This window comes from Streptomyces sp. NPDC043427, assembly GCF_056436655.1.
This window is the reverse complement of sequence record NZ_JBWKCC010000007.1, coordinates 42469-58109: the sequence shown is the minus strand read 5'-3', so window position 1 is coordinate 58109 and position 15641 is coordinate 42469. Positions and strand designations below refer to the sequence as shown.

Here is a 15641-nt window from a genome sequence, read left to right as displayed (position 1 = left end):
CCACAGGGGCTCGCGGCCGTCCGCCGTTCCGGTGTCGGGGTGCGACGGGGCGTCTACGACCAGGCCGCCACCACGTACCCCACGCCGTACGGCGCGTCCTCGTACAGGAGCGCGCCGGAGAGCCCCGCGCCCTCCGCCGCCCCCGCGAGCACCTGCCAGGCGGCGCGCCCCGATGCCTTCAGCTCCTGGGCCAGGTCGGGGTCCAGTGCCGCGACGGCCTCCACGTCGGCAGCACCCAGCGCCCGCGCGACCTCCGCGTCGAAGGGCGCCGCGCGTTCGTCGAGGTAGCCCGGCGCCTTCAACGTCCGGCACGCGCTGGCGTCGCCCATCACCAGGAGGGCCACCCGTCCGGCCTGGGCACCGATCTCCCGGCCGGCCTCGGCGCACCGCTCGGGCGCGAGGGGCTCGCCGACGCCGAGCCCCTCGATCGGGGCGTCGGACCAACCGGTCCGTTCGAGGAGCCACGCGGCCACGGCGAGCGAGAGCGGCAGCTCGCGCTCGGACGCACCGCCCGGGTTCCGGCCCAGCCGTACGTCCAGGTCCACGCCGAAGCCGCGGAACGAGCCCCGCGTGCCCTCCGGGTGCGGGCCCCGCCGGCTCTCCTCGGCGGGGCCGACGACGACGAGCCGGTCGGGCCGGGCGGCGGCAAGCACCCCGAGCGCGTCCGTGCAGGCGGCACGCGCGGCGTCCAGCTCGGGCGCGGCCCCCGCGGCGACCTCGGGCACGAGAAGGGGCGGACAGGGGCAGACTGCGGCAGCGACAAGCATGATCGGCAGGGTAACCCCGTACGCGATCCGGCAGGCAACCGAACCGAGAGCCACAGGTCCAGGTCCGGCACCGGCGGCGGCCCCGGAGTGGACCTCAGTCGCAGCCGCAGGCGCTGCCCGTGACGGCCGGGAGCGGCGCGGGGACGCCGACCTTGGGCAGCCCCAGCATGACTCCGGCCGGCTCGGCCGCCTTCGCTGCCTTTTCGACGTGCCGCTTCTCCCAGGCGTCCCCCGCGCGCGTACGGCGCACGTCGAGGACGGTGCCCTCGGCGAGGAGGTGGTGCGGGGCGGCGTAGGTGACCTCGACGGTCACCACGTCGCCGGGGCGCACCTCCTGCTCCGGCTTGGTGAAGTGGACCAGGCGGTTGTCGGGGGCGCGGCCCGAGAGGCGGTGGGTGGCGCCGTCCTTGCGGCCCTCACCCTCGGCGACCATGAGGTCGAGCTTGCGGCCGACCTGCTTCTTGTTCTCGTCCCAGGAGATCTCCTCCTGGAGGGCGACGAGACGCTCGTAGCGCGCCTGCACGACCTTCTTGGGGATCTGGTTCTCCATGGTGGCGGCAGGGGTGCCGGGCCGCTTGGAGTACTGGAAGGTGAAGGCCTGTGCGAACCGCGCCTCGCGCACCACATGGAGGGTCTGCTCGAAGTCCTCCTCGGTCTCGCCGGGGAAGCCCACGATGATGTCAGTGGTGATCGCGGCGTGCGGGATGGCGGCGCGGACCTTCTCGATGATTCCGAGGTAGCGCTCCTGGCGGTAGGAGCGGCGCATCGCCTTCAGGACCGTGTCCGAGCCGGACTGCAGCGGCATGTGGAGCTGCGGCATCACGTTCGGTGTCTCGGCCATGGCGGCGATGACGTCGTCGGTGAAGTCGCGCGGGTGCGGGGAGGTGAACCGGACGCGCTCCAGGCCCTCGATCGTTCCGCAGGCCCGCAGCAGCTTGCTGAACGCCTCACGGTCGCCGATGTCGGAGCCGTAGGCGTTGACATTCTGGCCGAGCAGCGTGATCTCGGAGACGCCCTCGGCGACCAGGGCCTCGATCTCGGCGAGGATGTCGCCGGTGCGGCGGTCCTTCTCCTTGCCGCGCAGCGCCGGGACGATGCAGAAGGTGCAGGTGTTGTTGCAGCCGACGGAGATGGAGACCCAGGCCGCGTACGCGCTCTCGCGCCGCGTCGGCAGCGTCGACGGGAACGCCTCCAGCGACTCGGCGATCTCGACCTGCGCCTCCTCCTGCACGCGGGCGCGCTCCAGCAGCACCGGCAGCTTGCCGATGTTGTGCGTACCGAAGACGACGTCCACCCAGGGCGCCTTCTTCACGATGGTGTCGCGGTCCTTCTGCGCGAGACAGCCACCGACGGCGATCTGCATACCGGGCCGCGAGGCCTTCTTCGGCGCGAGCCGGCCGAGGTTGCCGTAGAGCCGGTTGTCGGCGTTCTCGCGGACCGCGCAGGTGTTGAAGACGACGACGTCCGCGTCACCGTCCGCGCCCTCGGGCGCGCGCACGTACCCGGCGTCTTCGAGCAGCCCGGACAATCGCTCGGAGTCATGGACGTTCATCTGGCACCCGTAGGTGCGCACTTCGTAAGTCTTGGTTCCCTGAACGTCCACCACGAGACTCCGGTCGCTGCTGCTGGTCATCCCTCAAGAGTAGGCGTTCCTTGAGATGGCAACTGCAGTCCTTGTGTCTGACGCGTAGCGGTACCGCCACTACCTGTGCAAGGGGCTCCTGTTCCCAGCGCCGTTTGGCGGGCTCAGCAGGCCCTGGAGGCGCGTGTGCTCCGCGGTCACCTGCCAGAGGGAGCGCAGGATGGTGCGCAGGACAGTGCTGGAATATCAGGAACCCGGGGAGACACCGGGATCGCGCGACATCTTCCTGCCACCTGCGTTGCTCCGCCGGACCTCGGAAAGTACGACTTGTACGCGCCGGATGGAGCAAGGTACGGCCGCTCCAGCGAGCGACGCCCTGTCCGTCCGGTGCATTCCATACGGACTCCATGTCCGGCGCCGTCACCGGCAGAGCTTCCGGTCGCTGTATCCACGCCGACCGGAAGATCGCCCCCGGCAACAGGCATGACGCATCGACTCATCAAGGCTGCCCGGGATCGGGACATCCTCAGGCTGCGGTCGAACCTGCTGCACGCCATCCAATACGCCGCCCTGGACGGCAGCGAACTCTCGTACTTCGCCGTCGGCCCCAAGCGTATGGTCTTCGTCAACCGGAGCACCGCGGCTGACGTCGTCCTCTCCGACATCCACACCTTCGGCAAGCCGAACGCCGAGAACCCCCTGCGGCTGGTACTCGGGGACGGGCTGATCAGCAATCCGTTTGGGGTGTTCCTGTTCTGCTGGTACTTCGCCAAGGGCATCATGAAGAATGTCCCCGACTACGCAGGGGACAAGGCGGCCGGGCTGCGGACGATTCCGGCGCTCCTGCCGTCACAGCTCGCCGGCGCCTGGGTCGCCGCCACAGCGACCACTCTGGTGTACGCCGCGTTCCCGGTGCTCGTTCTGCTCACCGATATACCTGACCGGCTGGTGTATTCGGGCGTCATGGTGATCCCGGCCGTGGCTAACATGATCTCCATCGTCCGGGCCCGGACGCCAATCGACTACAACCTGGTCGGCCAACGGGACATGTATGTGTCCGTGGTATTTCTCAGCCTTCTGCTCTTCGGAGCGCGGCCATCAATCGGGACGGCTCTGATCGGAATCCTCGCCGTCGCGGTCATGGCCGGGGTGGACCTGTCCGGTTCGGACTCCAGGGTGAGTCACCACATCACCCGGGTTGATTCGGAGGTGGGCGTTCCCAGTGGAGGAGGGCGGAACAGGTGACGAGTGACCGCACACGTCGTGGCAAGGGCTCCGAAGTGCACGGGATCTTCCAGAAGATCGCCGGGTACTACGACCGGATGAACTTCATCATGACGCTCGGCCGTCATGAGAAATGGTGCCGGGAGGTGGCCGCACGCGTCGCACCCGCCAAGGGGGGACAGCTGCTCGACCTGGCCACGGGAACGGGTGTGATCGCTCTGGAGGCGGCCCGCAGACACCCCACCGTCACGGTGACCGGCGTCGACTTCTCGGAGGAGATGCTGCGCCGGGCCAAGGCCAAGCCCGGGGCCGGCGCGGTGCGCTGGCAGCACGCGGACGCGGCCAGTCTGCCGTTCGAGAGCGAGTCCTTCGACGGAATCACCGAGGGCTATCTCCTCAGAAACGTCGAGGACCTGGAGGGAGTGCTCCGCGAACAACACCGGGTCCTCAAGCCCGGCGGCCGCCTCGTGATCCTCGAAACGTGCCCTCCGAGTGGTCTGGTGGAGCCCGTCATGAAGTGGGGAATGCGCGTCATCGTTCCGCTGCTGGGGCAGGTCGTGGCGCGCGACCGATCGTCCTACAGCTATCTCGAATCCAGTACGCGTGCCTTCGAGTCACCGCAGAGCATCGCCGGCGCGCTGCGCGGGCTCGGGTTCAAGGACATCGGGTGGCGCAAGAAGTTCTTCGGTACGAACGTCATTCTGTGGGCCACCAAGGCGAATTGACGGCTGACAGCAGCAGACGGTCTGTACTTCGCTCCGACGGTCTTCAGCGATGTCACCGAGGACATGGACCTGGCGCAGGAGGAGATCTTCGGTCCGGTTGTCTCGATCATGGTCCATGACGGGGACGACGATGTCGTACGTCTGGCCAACTCCACGCGCTACGGGCTGCACGGTTCCGTGTGGTCCGGCAGCGACGAGCGGGCCGGCGCCGTGGCACGACGAGTGCGGTCTGGCCAACTGGAGGTCAACGGCGCGCCGTTCAACCCGGTAGCGCCCTTCGGCGGGTTCGCACACTCCGGCATCGGGCGGGAGTGCGGAGCGGAGGGGATCGACTCCTTCTGCGAGTTGCAGGCCCTGCACTACCCGGTGGAGGGCGGCCGGACCGTACGGGCCAAGGGGTAGGAGCGGCGCGCCCGGGACGTGGGTGCCTCCGCCCGGGATACGTGGAAAACCTGGTGCGTGGTGAACCGCTGCTTCGGGGGTGGGGCCGGGGCGGTGCCCCAGATACGGACCGCCTTCGACCGTGCATCCTGTACGGCCAGGGCCGAGCTGTACGCCGCTCTCAAGAAGGGCTGGGTCGCGGGTGCAGCCCTCGACGTGTCGACCAGAACTCGACGAACGTACCCGGCTCGGCCGAGGCCGGTGACGCGTTCGGCGCCCAGGTCCGGCTCGTCGACACCGACCGCGACGGCCGCGCCGAGCTGCTGGCCGCCGCCCCCGGTGAGAACACGGACGACGGCGTCGCGATCGCCTTCCCGGCGGCGACCACGGGCATCACCGCCAACGGCTCCAGGGTTTACGGCGGCGGCTCCTTCGCCACCTCGGGCACCGACGCGCGTTTCGACGCGGCGACCGACGAGTGGTACAACCGGTCAGATCTCCATCACGGCATCGCAGTCGGGGCAGACCACGGACGCGTGTTCCGCTGGGTACCAGGGCCCTCCGGGATGTTCGGAGGGCTTCCAGCGGGCCGTCTCCATGGCGAAGGTGTCCCTGCCGCAGAGGGTCCGCGGTCCCGTCGTGCCCGGTGTCCCCGGGGCGGCGGGTGCCGCGTGTACCCTGCGGACGCGCCGCTGCGCATCGCCGGGCGTTCCCGGGGGAGAGCCCGTGGCCTGCGCCTGGTCGAGCTCGTAGACGACGATCTCACTCATGCCTCCACCGTAGGGGCCCGCCTACGCGGATTCCTGCAGGACGGAGAGCACGTTGCCCGCGGGGTCGGTGAACCACGCGATCAGCGGGCCACCACCGCGGAAGATGCCCTTGTCGTCGGCCTTGAGATGGTCATAGTGCTCGAAGCTCACGCCCCTCCTGCTCAGCTCGTCGACCGCTGCCTCGATATCGTCGACGGGGAAGTTGAGAATCGTGAACGTCGCCGGGGTGTGGTCGGGCTTGGGGTAGACCAGGATGTTCCGGTCGCCCGCGATGTGCAGGGTCAGCAGGCCGTTCTCATCGGACACGCGCAACCCGAGCGTCTCTCCGTAGAACTTCCTGGCCGCGTCGATGTCGTCCACCGAGAACCCACTGAACGCCTTCGTCGTACCGAACATGATCGCCTCCCGGGCAGCTTCCTTACCTTGAGGACCGGCCGGGAGCGGGAAACTCATCGGTCGGCCCCGGACCCGCTCAGTCGTCCGCGACACGCAGGACCGCGAGCGTGATGTTGTCGGGGCCGCCCGCCTCCATGGCGGCCTTCCACAGTTCGAAGGCGGCCCGGCCGTCGTCGTGCTCCCGCATCACCTCCGCGAGCACGTCCGTCGTCACCGGGTCGGTCAGGCCGTCGGTGCAGATCAGGTAGCGGTCGCCCGGTGCCAGGGGCGCGGCCGTCACATGGGGGCTTATGGCGTGCCTGCTGGTGCTGCCGCCCAGGCACTGGGTGACGAGGGACGTGGTGCGCATGCCGGGCTCCAGGGGAGCGCTGTCGTCGACGCTCACCTGCCGCATCCCGTCGCGGGAGACCGTGAAGACCTTGCTGTCGCCGACGTTGAACGCCAGCAGCGAGTCGGACCGTATGACACATCCGGCGACCGTCGTCCCCATGGCGGTGAGCTCGCTCCCCTTGTCGCCGCCGGCGGCCTCGTAAACGACGCGGTTGCAGTCGGTCAGAGCCTCTCGGACGGCGTCCTCGCCGGTCAGGGCGGGGCCGATCGTGGCGAGCCGACGGACGACCAGGGCGCTGGCCACCTCCCCGTGAGGATGCCCGCCGAGACCGTCGGCGACGGCGACGACGAGGGGCGTTCCGAGCGGGAAGACCAGCGCCTGCGGGTTCTCGGTCACGGTGGCGCACAGCGTCCACGGCCCGGCGACGAGGCTGTCCTCGTTCCGCTCGCGGAGCAGCCCCGGATGACTCAGCGCGCTCACAGCGACGTACGACATGCGGTGCCACCGCCTTCCGGAAACGCCGACGGACTTCTGCACCGCCACGCGGCGGGTATGTCTCAAGGGTAGGCGGATGTCGGAGACGGCTTCGAGGTGTGCCGGAGAGGCAGGCGTCACCAGCGCCCCCGGTCGAAGCGGAACGGCATCAGGGCCTTGGGGCGGTGGCCGGTGCGGACGTACGCGGCGAGTTCGTGGCCGGTGACCGGGCCCAGGGTGACGCCGAGCATGCCGTGACCGGTGGCGGCGAAGGCGTTGCCGTGTCCGGGGACGCGGTCGATGACCGGCAGTCCGTCCGGGAGGAAGGGCCGCCCTCCGACCCAGGGATCGCGGATCAGGCCGACCAGGTCGTCGGGGTCGTCGAACCAGCGGCCCAGGTAGTGCCGGCTGGCGAGGGCGACCGCGACGACGCGGCGCCAGTCCAGGCGGTTGTTGTTGCCGCTCAGCTCCATCGTGCCGCCGATGCGCGTGGTCGCGCCGAGTGGGGAGGCCACGGTTCTGCGCTCGCCGAAGTAGAGCGTGTGGCGGGGCGCGGGGTCGAGGCCCACCGAGAAGCTGTAGCCCTTGCCGGCCTGGAGGGGCAGCGGATGTCCCAGCGCGCCCAGCAGGCGCGAGGAGCGGGTGCCGGCCGCGATGACGACCGCCGCGCAGGGCAGGTCGCCCTGCGTGGTGCGTACCGTGGTGACGCGCCCCCCGGCGGTGCGGAACCCGAGGGTCTCCGCGTTCTCGCGGACCTTCACCCCCGCCGCGGTGAGCGCGTCGCCGAGGCCACGGGCGAAGGCCTCCGGGTCGACGACGCCCTCCCCCTCGACGAGGTAGGCCGCGCGCACCCGGGGCGACAGCGCGTCGTCCAGGAGTCGGGCCTCGTCGCCCGTGACGATGTCGTCGGGCAGCGGGTAGCGGCCGTCCGCCATCTGACGCTGGAGGGCGAGGTGGTGGCGGGCCTCGGCCGCGGAGAGGAAGGCGTGGACCATGCCGGGGCGGGTGAGGGTCGTGTCCACCCCGGCCTCGCGCAGGCCGTCGAAGAGGTCGAAGGTGTCGTGGTTCAGCTCGGCGATCGCCGCGTAGCCGCGTCGGAAGGCGGCCGGTGTGCTGCTGCGCCAGAAGCGCCACAGCCATCGTACGAACGCGGGATCGGGCAGGGGCCGTAGGTACAGGGGCGAGTCCGGCCGCCCCAGTGAGCGCAGGGCGTAGCGCAGGACGCCCGGGGCGGGGACCGGCGTCGAGTGGCTGAGGCAGATCCAGCCCGCGTTGCCCCGGGACGCCCCCGAGGCCAGGCCGCGCCGTTCGACGACCTCCACCGGGAGGCCCGCCTCGGCCAGGTAGTACGCCGTGCACAGCCCCACGACGCCGCCCCCGACCACGACGACCGGCCCCTCGCCGCCGAGCGCGGCGGTCATGACGCCGATCCGTAGGAGGAGAGGAACTCCCGTGTTCTGGCCTGGGCGGGGTGGTCGAGGACGTCCCGCGCGGCGCCCTCCTCGACGATGCGGCCGCCGTCGACGAAGACGACGTGGTCGGACACCTCGCGGGCGAAGGGCAGTTCGTGGGTGACCAGCAACATGGTCATGCCGTCCGCGGCGAGTTCCCGCATCACGCTCAGGACCTCCCGGGTGGCCTCGGGGTCCAGGGAGGACGTGGGCTCGTCGAAGAGCAGCACCTCCGGCCTGAGCGCGAGGGCCCGGGCGATGGCGACGCGTTGCTGTTCCCCGCCGGAGAGCTGGTCGGGCCGGGCGAGGCCGCGGTGGGCCACGCCGACCCGGCGCAGCAGCGCGACGGCCACCTCCAGCGCCTCCCGCTCGGGAACGCCGGCCTTGCGCTGGGCCAGGACGACGTTCTCGACGGCGGTGAGGTGCGGGAACAGGTGGAAACGCTGGAAGACCATGCCGACGGTGCGGCGCAGCCGGGGCAGGTCGCGGCAGACGGTACGGCCACCGCTGTGCACCACTTCGCCGGCCACCTCGACCGTGCCCCGGTCGGGCTGTTCCAGCAGGTTGACGCAGCGCATCAGGGTGGTCTTGCCGCCGCCGCTCTGCCCGATGACGCTCACGATGCGGCCGCGGCCGACCTCCAGCTTCACGTCGTCGAGCACCAGTCGGCCGTCGAAGGACTTGCGCAGCCCCTCGATGCGTACGACCGCGCCCGTGCGGGCCGGTGGGGCGGCCGCTGCCTTGGTGACGGGCTCGGTCATGCCGCCGCCTCCTTCCGCTCGGTGTCTGTTGTGATGCCCGCGCCGAGCTCGGCCGCGAGGAGTTCCCGGGCCGCCCGCATCCGCCGTCGTCGCCAGGGGGAGAGGGGGACGCCCGCCCGTACCTTGCGCTCCAGGAGCAGCAGGAGCTGGGAGAGCGGGTAGCAGAGCGCGAAGTAGAGGGCGGAAATGACGAGGTACACCTCCAGCGCCCGGAAGGTGGCCGAGGTGATCAGCCGCCCCTCGGACATCAGCTCGGCGGCGGAGACGGTGACGAGCAGGGAGGTCGACTTCAGCAGGTCGACGAGCATGGTGTTGGTTCCGGGCAGGGCCTGCCGGACGGCCTGCGGCAGGACGACGTGGCCGAAGATGCCGGCCCGGCCGAGGCCCAGCGCCTGTCCGGCCTCGGTCTGCCCGTCGTGCACACCGCTGATCGCGGAGCGGAAGATCTCGGACAGGTAGGCGGCGTAGAAGACGACGAGGCTCAGGCAGCCGGCGGTGAACACGTCGAGCCGGAGCCCTGCGGAGGCCAGGCCGAAGTAGGTCAGGAAGATGATGGCCAGGAGTGGGACGTTCTTGAACACCTCGGTGTAGACGGCGGCGAGAGCACGCGCGGGCCAGGCCCGGCTCAGCCTGAGCAGCGCGACGGCCAGGCCGAGCAGTACGGCGCCCACGAAGCTGACGACCGTGTAGGAGAGGGTGCGGCCGAGGGCGTCCAGGAGGTCGTCGCGGTAGTCGGACCAGGGGACCTGGAAGACAGCGGAGAGATAGAGACCGGACATGTCATCCCCTCACTGGCCGAGCTGACCGAGCCGGCCGGCGGATGGCGGTGTCCAGTCGTCGGGCCGGTCCACGCCGCGGCGCGCCGTGGCCACGTCGGCGGCCGGCTTCAGGAACTGCTCGGGGTCTCCGCCGTACTTCTGGACGAGCTTCGCCATCTCGCCGTTCTTGTACATGGCGTCGATCTGCGCGGAGATCGCCTGCTCCAGCTTGGTCGCCTCCTTCGGGAGGTAGAAGCCGGTCTGGTACGGCTGGAAGTACTGATAGGCCGGCTTGGCCTTGACCTGGGCCGGGGTCGGGGGCGTCAGGTACTCCGTGCTGATCTTCAGCTCGGGCCGCTGTTTCTGGGCCGCGATGATGATCAGCGGGTCGAGGAAGCCGACGTCGACGCGGCCCGCGCCGAGGTCGTCGAAGACGCCGGTGGCGTCCGGATAGGCGTGCAGCTCGGCGCCGGGCACGGACTGGATGGACTTGACCCAGACGTAGCCCTCGACCGTGCCCAGGTTCAGGCCCTTGAGGTCGTCGACCGTCTTGTACGTCTTGCCGTTGCGCACGGCCATCGCGGGGGGCGAGTAGTAGGGCGGGTCGGTGAACAGGCCCTGCTTCTGCCGGTCGGCGCTCCAGGCGACACCGCCGATGGTGATGTCCACCCGGCGGGACTGGACCCCTGCGAGCATGCCGGCGAAGTCGGTGACCTGGGGCTTTATGGTGAGGCCGAGCTTCTTGGACACGTAGGTGAGGATGTCGCCGTCGAGGCCGACGATCTTGTCGCCCTGGACGCTGGTGTAGGGGGCGTACGGCTGTACGGCCACCTTGATCACGCCGGGCGTGAGGGTGCCCAGTGCCGCGGTCTTCGCGGACACGTTCGTCGGGGCATCGTCTCCGTCGCCGGAACCGCAGGCGGCGACCGAGGAGAGCAGGAGGATCGCGAACGAACTGCACACGAGGGAACGCACTCGGGAACGCACACGGATCATCGGCTTGGGCCTTCCGTCCTGGTGCCTGAAGGAACCCGCCGTTCACCGAGCTGTGCCCCCGGCGGGGATGTGATGGGCCCAAACGCTAGGGACCCGCCCGCCGGGCGTCACCGGTCACTTCGTACGAAGTTGGGGCCGAAACCGCTCGATCGCCTGTACGGTGCGTCCAGCACCCGGCCCCCTTTCCGGGTTTCCCCGGGTTTCCCCGGGCTCCCCAGCGCTTCCCCCGACGGGAGGACCCCGTGCTGAGCCCGTCACTCGCGCAGGAGATCGCCGCGGACACCTCCGCCGTGATCGGCTTCAACGTGCTGATCACCGACGGGGACGGCATGGTCATCGGAAGCGGCGACAGCAGCCGCGTCGGCACCTTCCACGAGGCGTCCGTCGAGGTCATCCGCACCAAGGAACCCGCCACGCACAACGCGTCCCAGGCGCAGCTGCTGCGCGGTGTGCGTCCCGGGGTCACCCTGCCGTTGATCACCGACGGGCAGGCGGTGGGGACCGTCGGCATCACCGGCACCCCCGCCCAGGTGCGCCGCTTCGGGCTACTGGTCAAACGCCAGACGGAGATCCTGCTGCGGGAGTCCGTGATGCTGCGCTCCCGCCTGCTCGCCGAGCGCGCCGCCGAGAAACTGCTCACCGACATCGCCTCGTACGACCCCCAGGTCGTCGAGAGCGACTTCCTCGTGTTCCGGGCGGCCGAACTCGGCTTCGACCTGCGTCTGCGACGGGTCGCGGTGGCGTTCGAGGTGACCGTGCCCGATGGTGCCGCCCGGCGCCAGGGCGCCCCCACCCGGGACATGGCGCTGATCCGCTCGGAACTGATCCGCACGGTCCGCGAGGTCTTCGCCGACCCCCAGGACATCGTGGCCGGCACGGCCCCCGGCTGGATCGGCGTCCTGCACCGGCTCCCGGCGCAGCGCTCCCCGGCCTCCCTAGCCGCCGACTGCCGACGGATCACCGACGTCATCGCCGCCCAGGACGGTCTCACCGCCCACGCCGGCATCGGCGAAGCGGGCACCTCCGTCCGCTCCCTGCACGACTCCTACCAGGACGCCTGCGACGCGCTCCGCCTGGGCGCCCGGCTGCCCGGCCACTCCCCCGTCCACCTGATCTCCGACCTGCGCGTCCACCAGGTCCTGGCTGCCGTGAGCCAGTCGGCCCGCAACCGCCTGCTCGACCTCACCACCGCCGAACTACGAGCCCAGCCCGACTGGCCCGCCCTCCGCGACACCATCACCGCCTGGTGCGAGACCGGCTTCAACCTCGTCCGCGCCTCCGCGGCCCTGCACATCCACCGCAACACCGTCGTCTACCGCATGAACAAGATCGAACAACTCACCGGCCGCTCGCTCCGGGAACACCGCGCGACCATGGCCCTTTATCTCGCCTGCCTGGCAGACCGGTTGGGCGGCGGAGTCGGACCGGTCGGGTGACGCGTCGCGGGCGGGTCATTCGTCGGCGCGCCACTACGGGGCACACACGGCCTTCTCACGGATCGACCGGCATTCTCACGGATCGACAAGGCCCGCCCGGATCGCGTACCGCGTCAGTTCCAGGCGGTCGCGCATGCCGAGTTCGTGGAGGAGGTTGGCGCGGTGGCGTTCGACCGTCTTGGCGCTGATGTGGAGGAGGCCGCCGATCTCCCTGGAGGTGTGGCCCTCTGCGACGAGCTTGAGGATCTCCTCCTCGCGCTCGGTGATGGCGCGCTCGGGCAGGCCGTCGCCGCGGTGGAGGCGGTCGAGGTAGGAGCGGACGAGGGTGCGTTCCGCGCCCGGGTAGACGAAGGGCTCGTCGCGTACGGCCGCGCGGCACGCCTCGACCAGGTCACGGTCGGCGACGGACTTCAGGACGTAGCCGCTGGCGCCGGCCTTGAGGGCCTCGAAGAAGTACTGCTCGTTGTCGTACATCGTGAGGATCAGGATCCGCAGGTCGGGCAGGCGACGGGAGAGTTCTCGGGCCGCCTGGAGGCCGGTCGTGCGGGGCATGGCGATGTCCAGGACGGCCAGGTCGATGTCCCCGGCCCGGGCCCGTTCGACCGCCTCCGCACCGTCACCGGCCTCGGCCACGACCGTCAGGTCCGGTTCACCGTCGAGGATCAGGCGCACTCCTCGGCGTACGAGGGTGTGGTCGTCGGCGAGCAGGACGCGTATCGGGGAGTCGAGTGTCACAACGGGCTCCCGGAGGCCGTGCGCGGGGATATGCGGGTGCCCGAACTCATCGTCCAGCCCCGGTCGGTAGGCGCAGGCGTACGTCCGTGCCCCGTCCCGGTGCCGGTTCCACGGTGAGCGTCGCGCCGATCAGGAGGGCGCGTTCGCGCATGCCGGTGAGGCCGGCGCCGTCGCTCGCGCCGCCGAGGCCGCTGCCGTTGTCGCGGACGAGGAGTTCGACGCCGTCCGGGGCCGGCCCGAGCCGGAGTTCGGCGCGGCCGGCGCCGGCGTGCCGGGCCGTGTTGGTGAGGCCCTCCTGGGCCACGCGGCAGACCGCCAGTTCCGTCTCCCCGGTCAGCGCGGGCAGGTCCCCCGCGAAGTCGTGGCGCACCGTCTTCGATTTCTCCGATCGCGTCCATGGCACCGCCGTGACCAGCCTCTCCGCCGTACGCCGACCCCGTCCATCCGTCACGACACCCATGTCGTCACCGTACGGGGGGATGGCAGCATGGCGGCTCGGGGCACCTGAGGAAGGACGCGTCGGACGGATGGGCCGCACATCGGCCGCACCGCACATCGGTCGGACCACACATCGGTCGGACGGCGCGTCAGACAAACGACTCGTCAGCCGAACGACGCGTCACATGGACGACCAGCAAGGGGAAGAAACGTGTCTGCTCCGCGCCTCCGGGCGACGCCGCTGCCGGGTATCGGGGTCCAGTACGACCTCGTGACGCGAGAACACCGCCACCTGTCCGTGGTGGCGCACCGGGACGGAACCCGCACGGTGAGCGTGTACCGGGCCGACGACCCCGACTCCTGCGCCCAGTCCCTGCGGCTGACCGGCGCCGAGGCTGGCTCGCTGATCGACGCGCTGAAACCGTCGCACCACAGCGCGAGCCTGCTCTACACCTCGGACCTGGGACTGGTCGCGGAGCGCGTCGAGGTGGCCGCGACCTCCCGCTGGAACGGGCGTGTGCTCGGAGACACCCGGATGCGCACGGAGACCGGGGCGTCGGTGGTGGCGGTGCTGCGGCGGGCGGAGGCGATTCCGTCCCCGGCACCGGACTTCCGGCTCGCGGGCGGTGACATCCTGATCGTCATCGGCACCCGTGAGGGTGTCGACGCGGCCGCCGCGATACTCGGGCGGGAGTGATCGCGTGCACTCCGCGGTCCTGCTGATCGAGTTCGGTTCCATCATCCTCGGCCTCGGCCTGCTCGGCCGGGTCGCCGCCCGTTTTCAGTTCTCGCCCATCCCGCTCTACCTCCTCGCCGGTCTGGCCTTCGGCGAGGGCGGGCTGCTGCCGCTCGGCGCGAGCGAGGAGTTCGTCGCCATCGGCGCCGAGATCGGCGTGATCCTGCTGCTGTTGATGCTCGGCCTGGAGTACACGGCGAGCGACCTGGTCTCCAACCTCAAGTCCCACTATCCGTCCGGCCTGGTCGACTGCGCACTCAACGCCCTGCCCGGCGCCGCCGCCGCGCTGCTGCTGGGCTGGGGCCCGGTGGCCGCGGTGGTCCTGGCGGGCGTCACCTGGATCTCGTCGTCCGGGGTCATCGCCAAGGTCCTCGGCGACCTCGGCCGGGTGGGCAACCGCGAGACCCCGGTGATCCTGAGCGTCCTCGTCCTGGAGGACCTGGCGATGGCGGTGTACCTGCCCATCGTCACCGCGCTGGTGGCCGGCGTCGGTCTCGCCGCGGGCAGCGTGACCCTGGCGATCGCGCTGGGCGTCGCGGGCCTCGTGCTGTTCGTGGCGGTGCGCTACGGACGGGTCATCTCACGGTTCGTCTCCAGCGACGACCCGGAGAAGCTGCTGCTCGTCGTCCTCGGCCTGACGATCCTGGTCGCCGGGGTCGCCCAGCAGCTCCAGGTGTCGGCCGCGGTGGGGGCGTTCCTGGTCGGCATCGCGCTGTCCGGGGAGGTCGCCGAGGGCGCGCACACCCTGCTGAGCCCGCTGCGCGACCTGTTCGCCGCGGTGTTCTTCGTCTTCTTCGGCCTGCACACCGACCCGGCGAGCATCCCTCCCGTCCTGCTGCCCGCCCTGGCGCTGGCCGCCGTCACCGCCGCGACGAAGATCGCCACGGGGTACTGGGCGGCACGGCGGGCCGGGATCTCGGTCAAGGGCCGGTGGCGTACGGGCGGCGCGCTGGTGGCACGCGGCGAGTTCTCGATCGTCATCGCCGGTCTCGCCGTCACGGCCGGCATCGAGCCGTCCCTGGGACCGTTGGCAACCGCCTACGTGCTGATCCTCGTCGTCGTGGGCCCGCTCACCGCGCGGTACACGGAGCCGCTCGCGGCCTGGTGGGGTCGGCGACGCGCGGCCGGTACGACGGACGCCGCGTCTCCTGCTCCGCCGCCCACGGAATCCGCCGGATCACGCACGCAGGCGTCCGTGAACGACTGAGCAAGCGCGGGCGGCGTCGGCCTCAACGGGGCGGCCGCCCGCCGCCGCCCCGCTCACTCCGTGCCGTCTCACTCCGCGCCGTCGGCCACCCACCCCTGGCGGCGCAGTTCGGCCGACACGTCCGGGGCCTCGTAGTGCTCCCCCTTGAGGACCTTGCCGTCGGCGCGGCGGGCTATCCGGCCGTCGGGGCCCAGCTTGGTCATGTTGGAGCGGTGGATCTCCGCGATCACCGCGTCGAGGTCGATCCCGTGGACCAGTGCCGTGCCGCAGTGATCGCACGAACAGGCGACACCCGATGTCGCCGGGAACATCCCTTCCTTGCCTCACCCTGTGGCCGCACTGTCCGGCTCCGCAGGAACACCACTGCGGCGTTCCGCCCCGCAGTCACGAGATCGGCTTCAACACCGGCGCCAAGGCCGATGCACTGCCGATGAAACCCGGTAGCGAGCGCCTGTGACAGTGCCGTCGCACCG

Annotated in this window: 16 protein-coding genes and 2 pseudogenes; 6 read left to right on the top strand and 12 right to left on the bottom strand. The window is 70.7% G+C overall.

Features of this window, described 5'->3' with window-relative positions; genetic code table 11:
- Nucleotides 1-53: 53 nt before the first annotated feature.
- Together AC067M_RS14825 and miaB are read right to left on the bottom strand one after the other, a co-directional pair.
- A complete protein-coding gene (locus tag AC067M_RS14825; RefSeq protein WP_478697387.1) occupies nt 54-767 on the bottom strand; it encodes a class III extradiol dioxygenase subunit B-like domain-containing protein in 714 nt (237 codons plus the stop codon).
- Between the two features lie 94 nt (nt 768-861).
- Entirely contained in the window at nt 862-2400 is a 1539-nt protein-coding gene (gene miaB, locus AC067M_RS14820) for a tRNA (N6-isopentenyl adenosine(37)-C2)-methylthiotransferase MiaB (protein ID WP_478697386.1), read from the bottom strand.
- Nucleotides 2401-2736: 336 nt separating this feature from the next.
- Between miaB and AC067M_RS14815 the strand changes: the two genes are divergently transcribed.
- From AC067M_RS14815 to AC067M_RS14805, 3 genes are read left to right on the top strand one after another with little or no spacing between them, the layout of a single operon-like run.
- A complete protein-coding gene (locus AC067M_RS14815; protein ID WP_478697385.1) occupies nt 2737-3594 on the top strand; it encodes a UbiA prenyltransferase family protein in 858 nt (285 codons plus the stop codon).
- Entirely contained in the window at nt 3591-4298 is a 708-nt protein-coding gene (locus AC067M_RS14810; protein WP_478697384.1) for a ubiquinone/menaquinone biosynthesis methyltransferase, read from the top strand. Before AC067M_RS14815 ends, AC067M_RS14810 begins: the two co-directional genes overlap by 4 nt.
- A 3-nt stretch (nt 4299-4301) precedes the next feature.
- On the top strand, nt 4302-4700 hold the full coding sequence (locus AC067M_RS14805) for an aldehyde dehydrogenase family protein (protein ID WP_478697564.1): 399 nt from the start codon (nt 4302-4304) through the stop codon (nt 4698-4700).
- A 470-nt stretch (nt 4701-5170) separates the two neighbouring features.
- On the opposite strand, the gene AC067M_RS14800 is transcribed toward AC067M_RS14805, so the two are convergent.
- From AC067M_RS14800 to AC067M_RS14770, 7 genes are all read right to left on the bottom strand, one after another.
- On the bottom strand, nt 5171-5449 hold the full coding sequence (locus AC067M_RS14800; protein ID WP_478697383.1) for a hypothetical protein: 279 nt from the start codon (nt 5447-5449) through the stop codon (nt 5171-5173).
- Nucleotides 5450-5470: 21 nt separating this feature from the next.
- Entirely contained in the window at nt 5471-5845 is a 375-nt protein-coding gene (locus tag AC067M_RS14795) for a VOC family protein (RefSeq protein WP_478697382.1), read from the bottom strand.
- Between the two features lie 76 nt (nt 5846-5921).
- Nucleotides 5922-6671 (bottom strand): PP2C family protein-serine/threonine phosphatase, encoded by a 750-nt coding sequence (locus AC067M_RS14790; protein WP_478697381.1) that lies wholly within the window; start codon nt 6669-6671, stop codon nt 5922-5924.
- 116 nt (nt 6672-6787) lie between these two features.
- A complete protein-coding gene (locus tag AC067M_RS14785) occupies nt 6788-8071 on the bottom strand; it encodes an NAD(P)/FAD-dependent oxidoreductase (protein ID WP_478697380.1) in 1284 nt (427 codons plus the stop codon).
- The gene (locus tag AC067M_RS14780; RefSeq protein ID WP_478697379.1) at nt 8068-8862 is read right to left on the bottom strand and encodes an amino acid ABC transporter ATP-binding protein; all 795 of its coding nucleotides are present in this window, start codon (nt 8860-8862) and stop codon (nt 8068-8070) included. Before AC067M_RS14780 ends, AC067M_RS14785 begins: the two co-directional genes overlap by 4 nt.
- On the bottom strand, nt 8859-9641 hold the full coding sequence (locus tag AC067M_RS14775; protein ID WP_478697378.1) for an amino acid ABC transporter permease: 783 nt from the start codon (nt 9639-9641) through the stop codon (nt 8859-8861). The genes AC067M_RS14780 and AC067M_RS14775 overlap by 4 nt, the downstream gene beginning before the upstream one ends.
- Nucleotides 9642-9650: 9 nt before the next feature.
- Complete coding sequence (locus tag AC067M_RS14770) at nt 9651-10616, bottom strand: substrate-binding periplasmic protein (protein WP_478697377.1); 966 nt, start codon at nt 10614-10616, stop codon at nt 9651-9653.
- 242 nt (nt 10617-10858) lie between these two features.
- On the opposite strand from AC067M_RS14770, the gene AC067M_RS14765 reads away from it, so the two are divergent.
- On the top strand, nt 10859-12052 hold the full coding sequence (locus AC067M_RS14765) for a CdaR family transcriptional regulator (protein ID WP_478697376.1): 1194 nt from the start codon (nt 10859-10861) through the stop codon (nt 12050-12052).
- A 75-nt stretch (nt 12053-12127) separates the two neighbouring features.
- Here the strand turns inward: AC067M_RS14765 and AC067M_RS14760 are convergent, their stop codons facing one another.
- Nucleotides 12128-12787, bottom strand: a complete 660-nt coding sequence (locus AC067M_RS14760; RefSeq protein ID WP_478697375.1) for a response regulator transcription factor — start codon at nt 12785-12787, stop codon at nt 12128-12130.
- Nucleotides 12788-12833: 46 nt separating this feature from the next.
- Nucleotides 12834-13160, bottom strand: a pseudogene (locus AC067M_RS14755) (sensor histidine kinase); the annotation flags it as partial.
- A gap of 276 nt (nt 13161-13436) precedes the next feature.
- Here AC067M_RS14755 and AC067M_RS14750 point away from each other — a divergent pair.
- On the top strand, nt 13437-13922 hold the full coding sequence (locus AC067M_RS14750; protein WP_478697374.1) for a cation:proton antiporter regulatory subunit: 486 nt from the start codon (nt 13437-13439) through the stop codon (nt 13920-13922).
- A 4-nt stretch (nt 13923-13926) separates the two neighbouring features.
- Nucleotides 13927-15168 carry a cation:proton antiporter gene (locus AC067M_RS14745; RefSeq protein WP_478697373.1) on the top strand — a complete coding sequence of 414 codons (1242 nt, stop codon included), beginning with the start codon at nt 13927-13929 and terminating at the stop codon, nt 15166-15168.
- Between the two features lie 68 nt (nt 15169-15236).
- On the opposite strand, the pseudogene AC067M_RS14740 reads toward AC067M_RS14745, so the two are convergent.
- Nucleotides 15237-15434 (bottom strand): annotated as a pseudogene (locus tag AC067M_RS14740) (pyrophosphohydrolase domain-containing protein); the annotation flags it as partial.
- Nucleotides 15435-15641: the final 207 nt, after the last annotated feature.

Bases quoted from the DNA above. Each gene is read 5' to 3' on its own strand.
- AC067M_RS14800 (WP_478697383.1), bottom strand. From the start codon at position 5,449: ATGAGTGAGATCGTCGTCTACGAGCTCGACCAGGCGCAGGCCACGGGC.
- AC067M_RS14790 (WP_478697381.1), bottom strand. From the start codon at position 6,671: ATGTCGTACGTCGCTGTGAGCGCGCTGAGTCATCCGGGGCTGCTCCGC.
- AC067M_RS14775 (WP_478697378.1), bottom strand. From the start codon at position 9,641: ATGTCCGGTCTCTATCTCTCCGCTGTCTTCCAGGTCCCCTGGTCCGAC.
- AC067M_RS14770 (WP_478697377.1), bottom strand. From the start codon at position 10,616: ATGATCCGTGTGCGTTCCCGAGTGCGTTCCCTCGTGTGCAGTTCGTTC.
- AC067M_RS14785 (WP_478697380.1), bottom strand. From the start codon at position 8,071: ATGACCGCCGCGCTCGGCGGCGAGGGGCCGGTCGTCGTGGTCGGGGGC.
- miaB (WP_478697386.1), bottom strand. From the start codon at position 2,400: ATGACCAGCAGCAGCGACCGGAGTCTCGTGGTGGACGTTCAGGGAACC.
- AC067M_RS14795 (WP_478697382.1), bottom strand. From the start codon at position 5,845: ATGTTCGGTACGACGAAGGCGTTCAGTGGGTTCTCGGTGGACGACATC.
- AC067M_RS14825 (WP_478697387.1), bottom strand. From the start codon at position 767: ATGCTTGTCGCTGCCGCAGTCTGCCCCTGTCCGCCCCTTCTCGTGCCC.
- AC067M_RS14780 (WP_478697379.1), bottom strand. From the start codon at position 8,862: ATGACCGAGCCCGTCACCAAGGCAGCGGCCGCCCCACCGGCCCGCACG.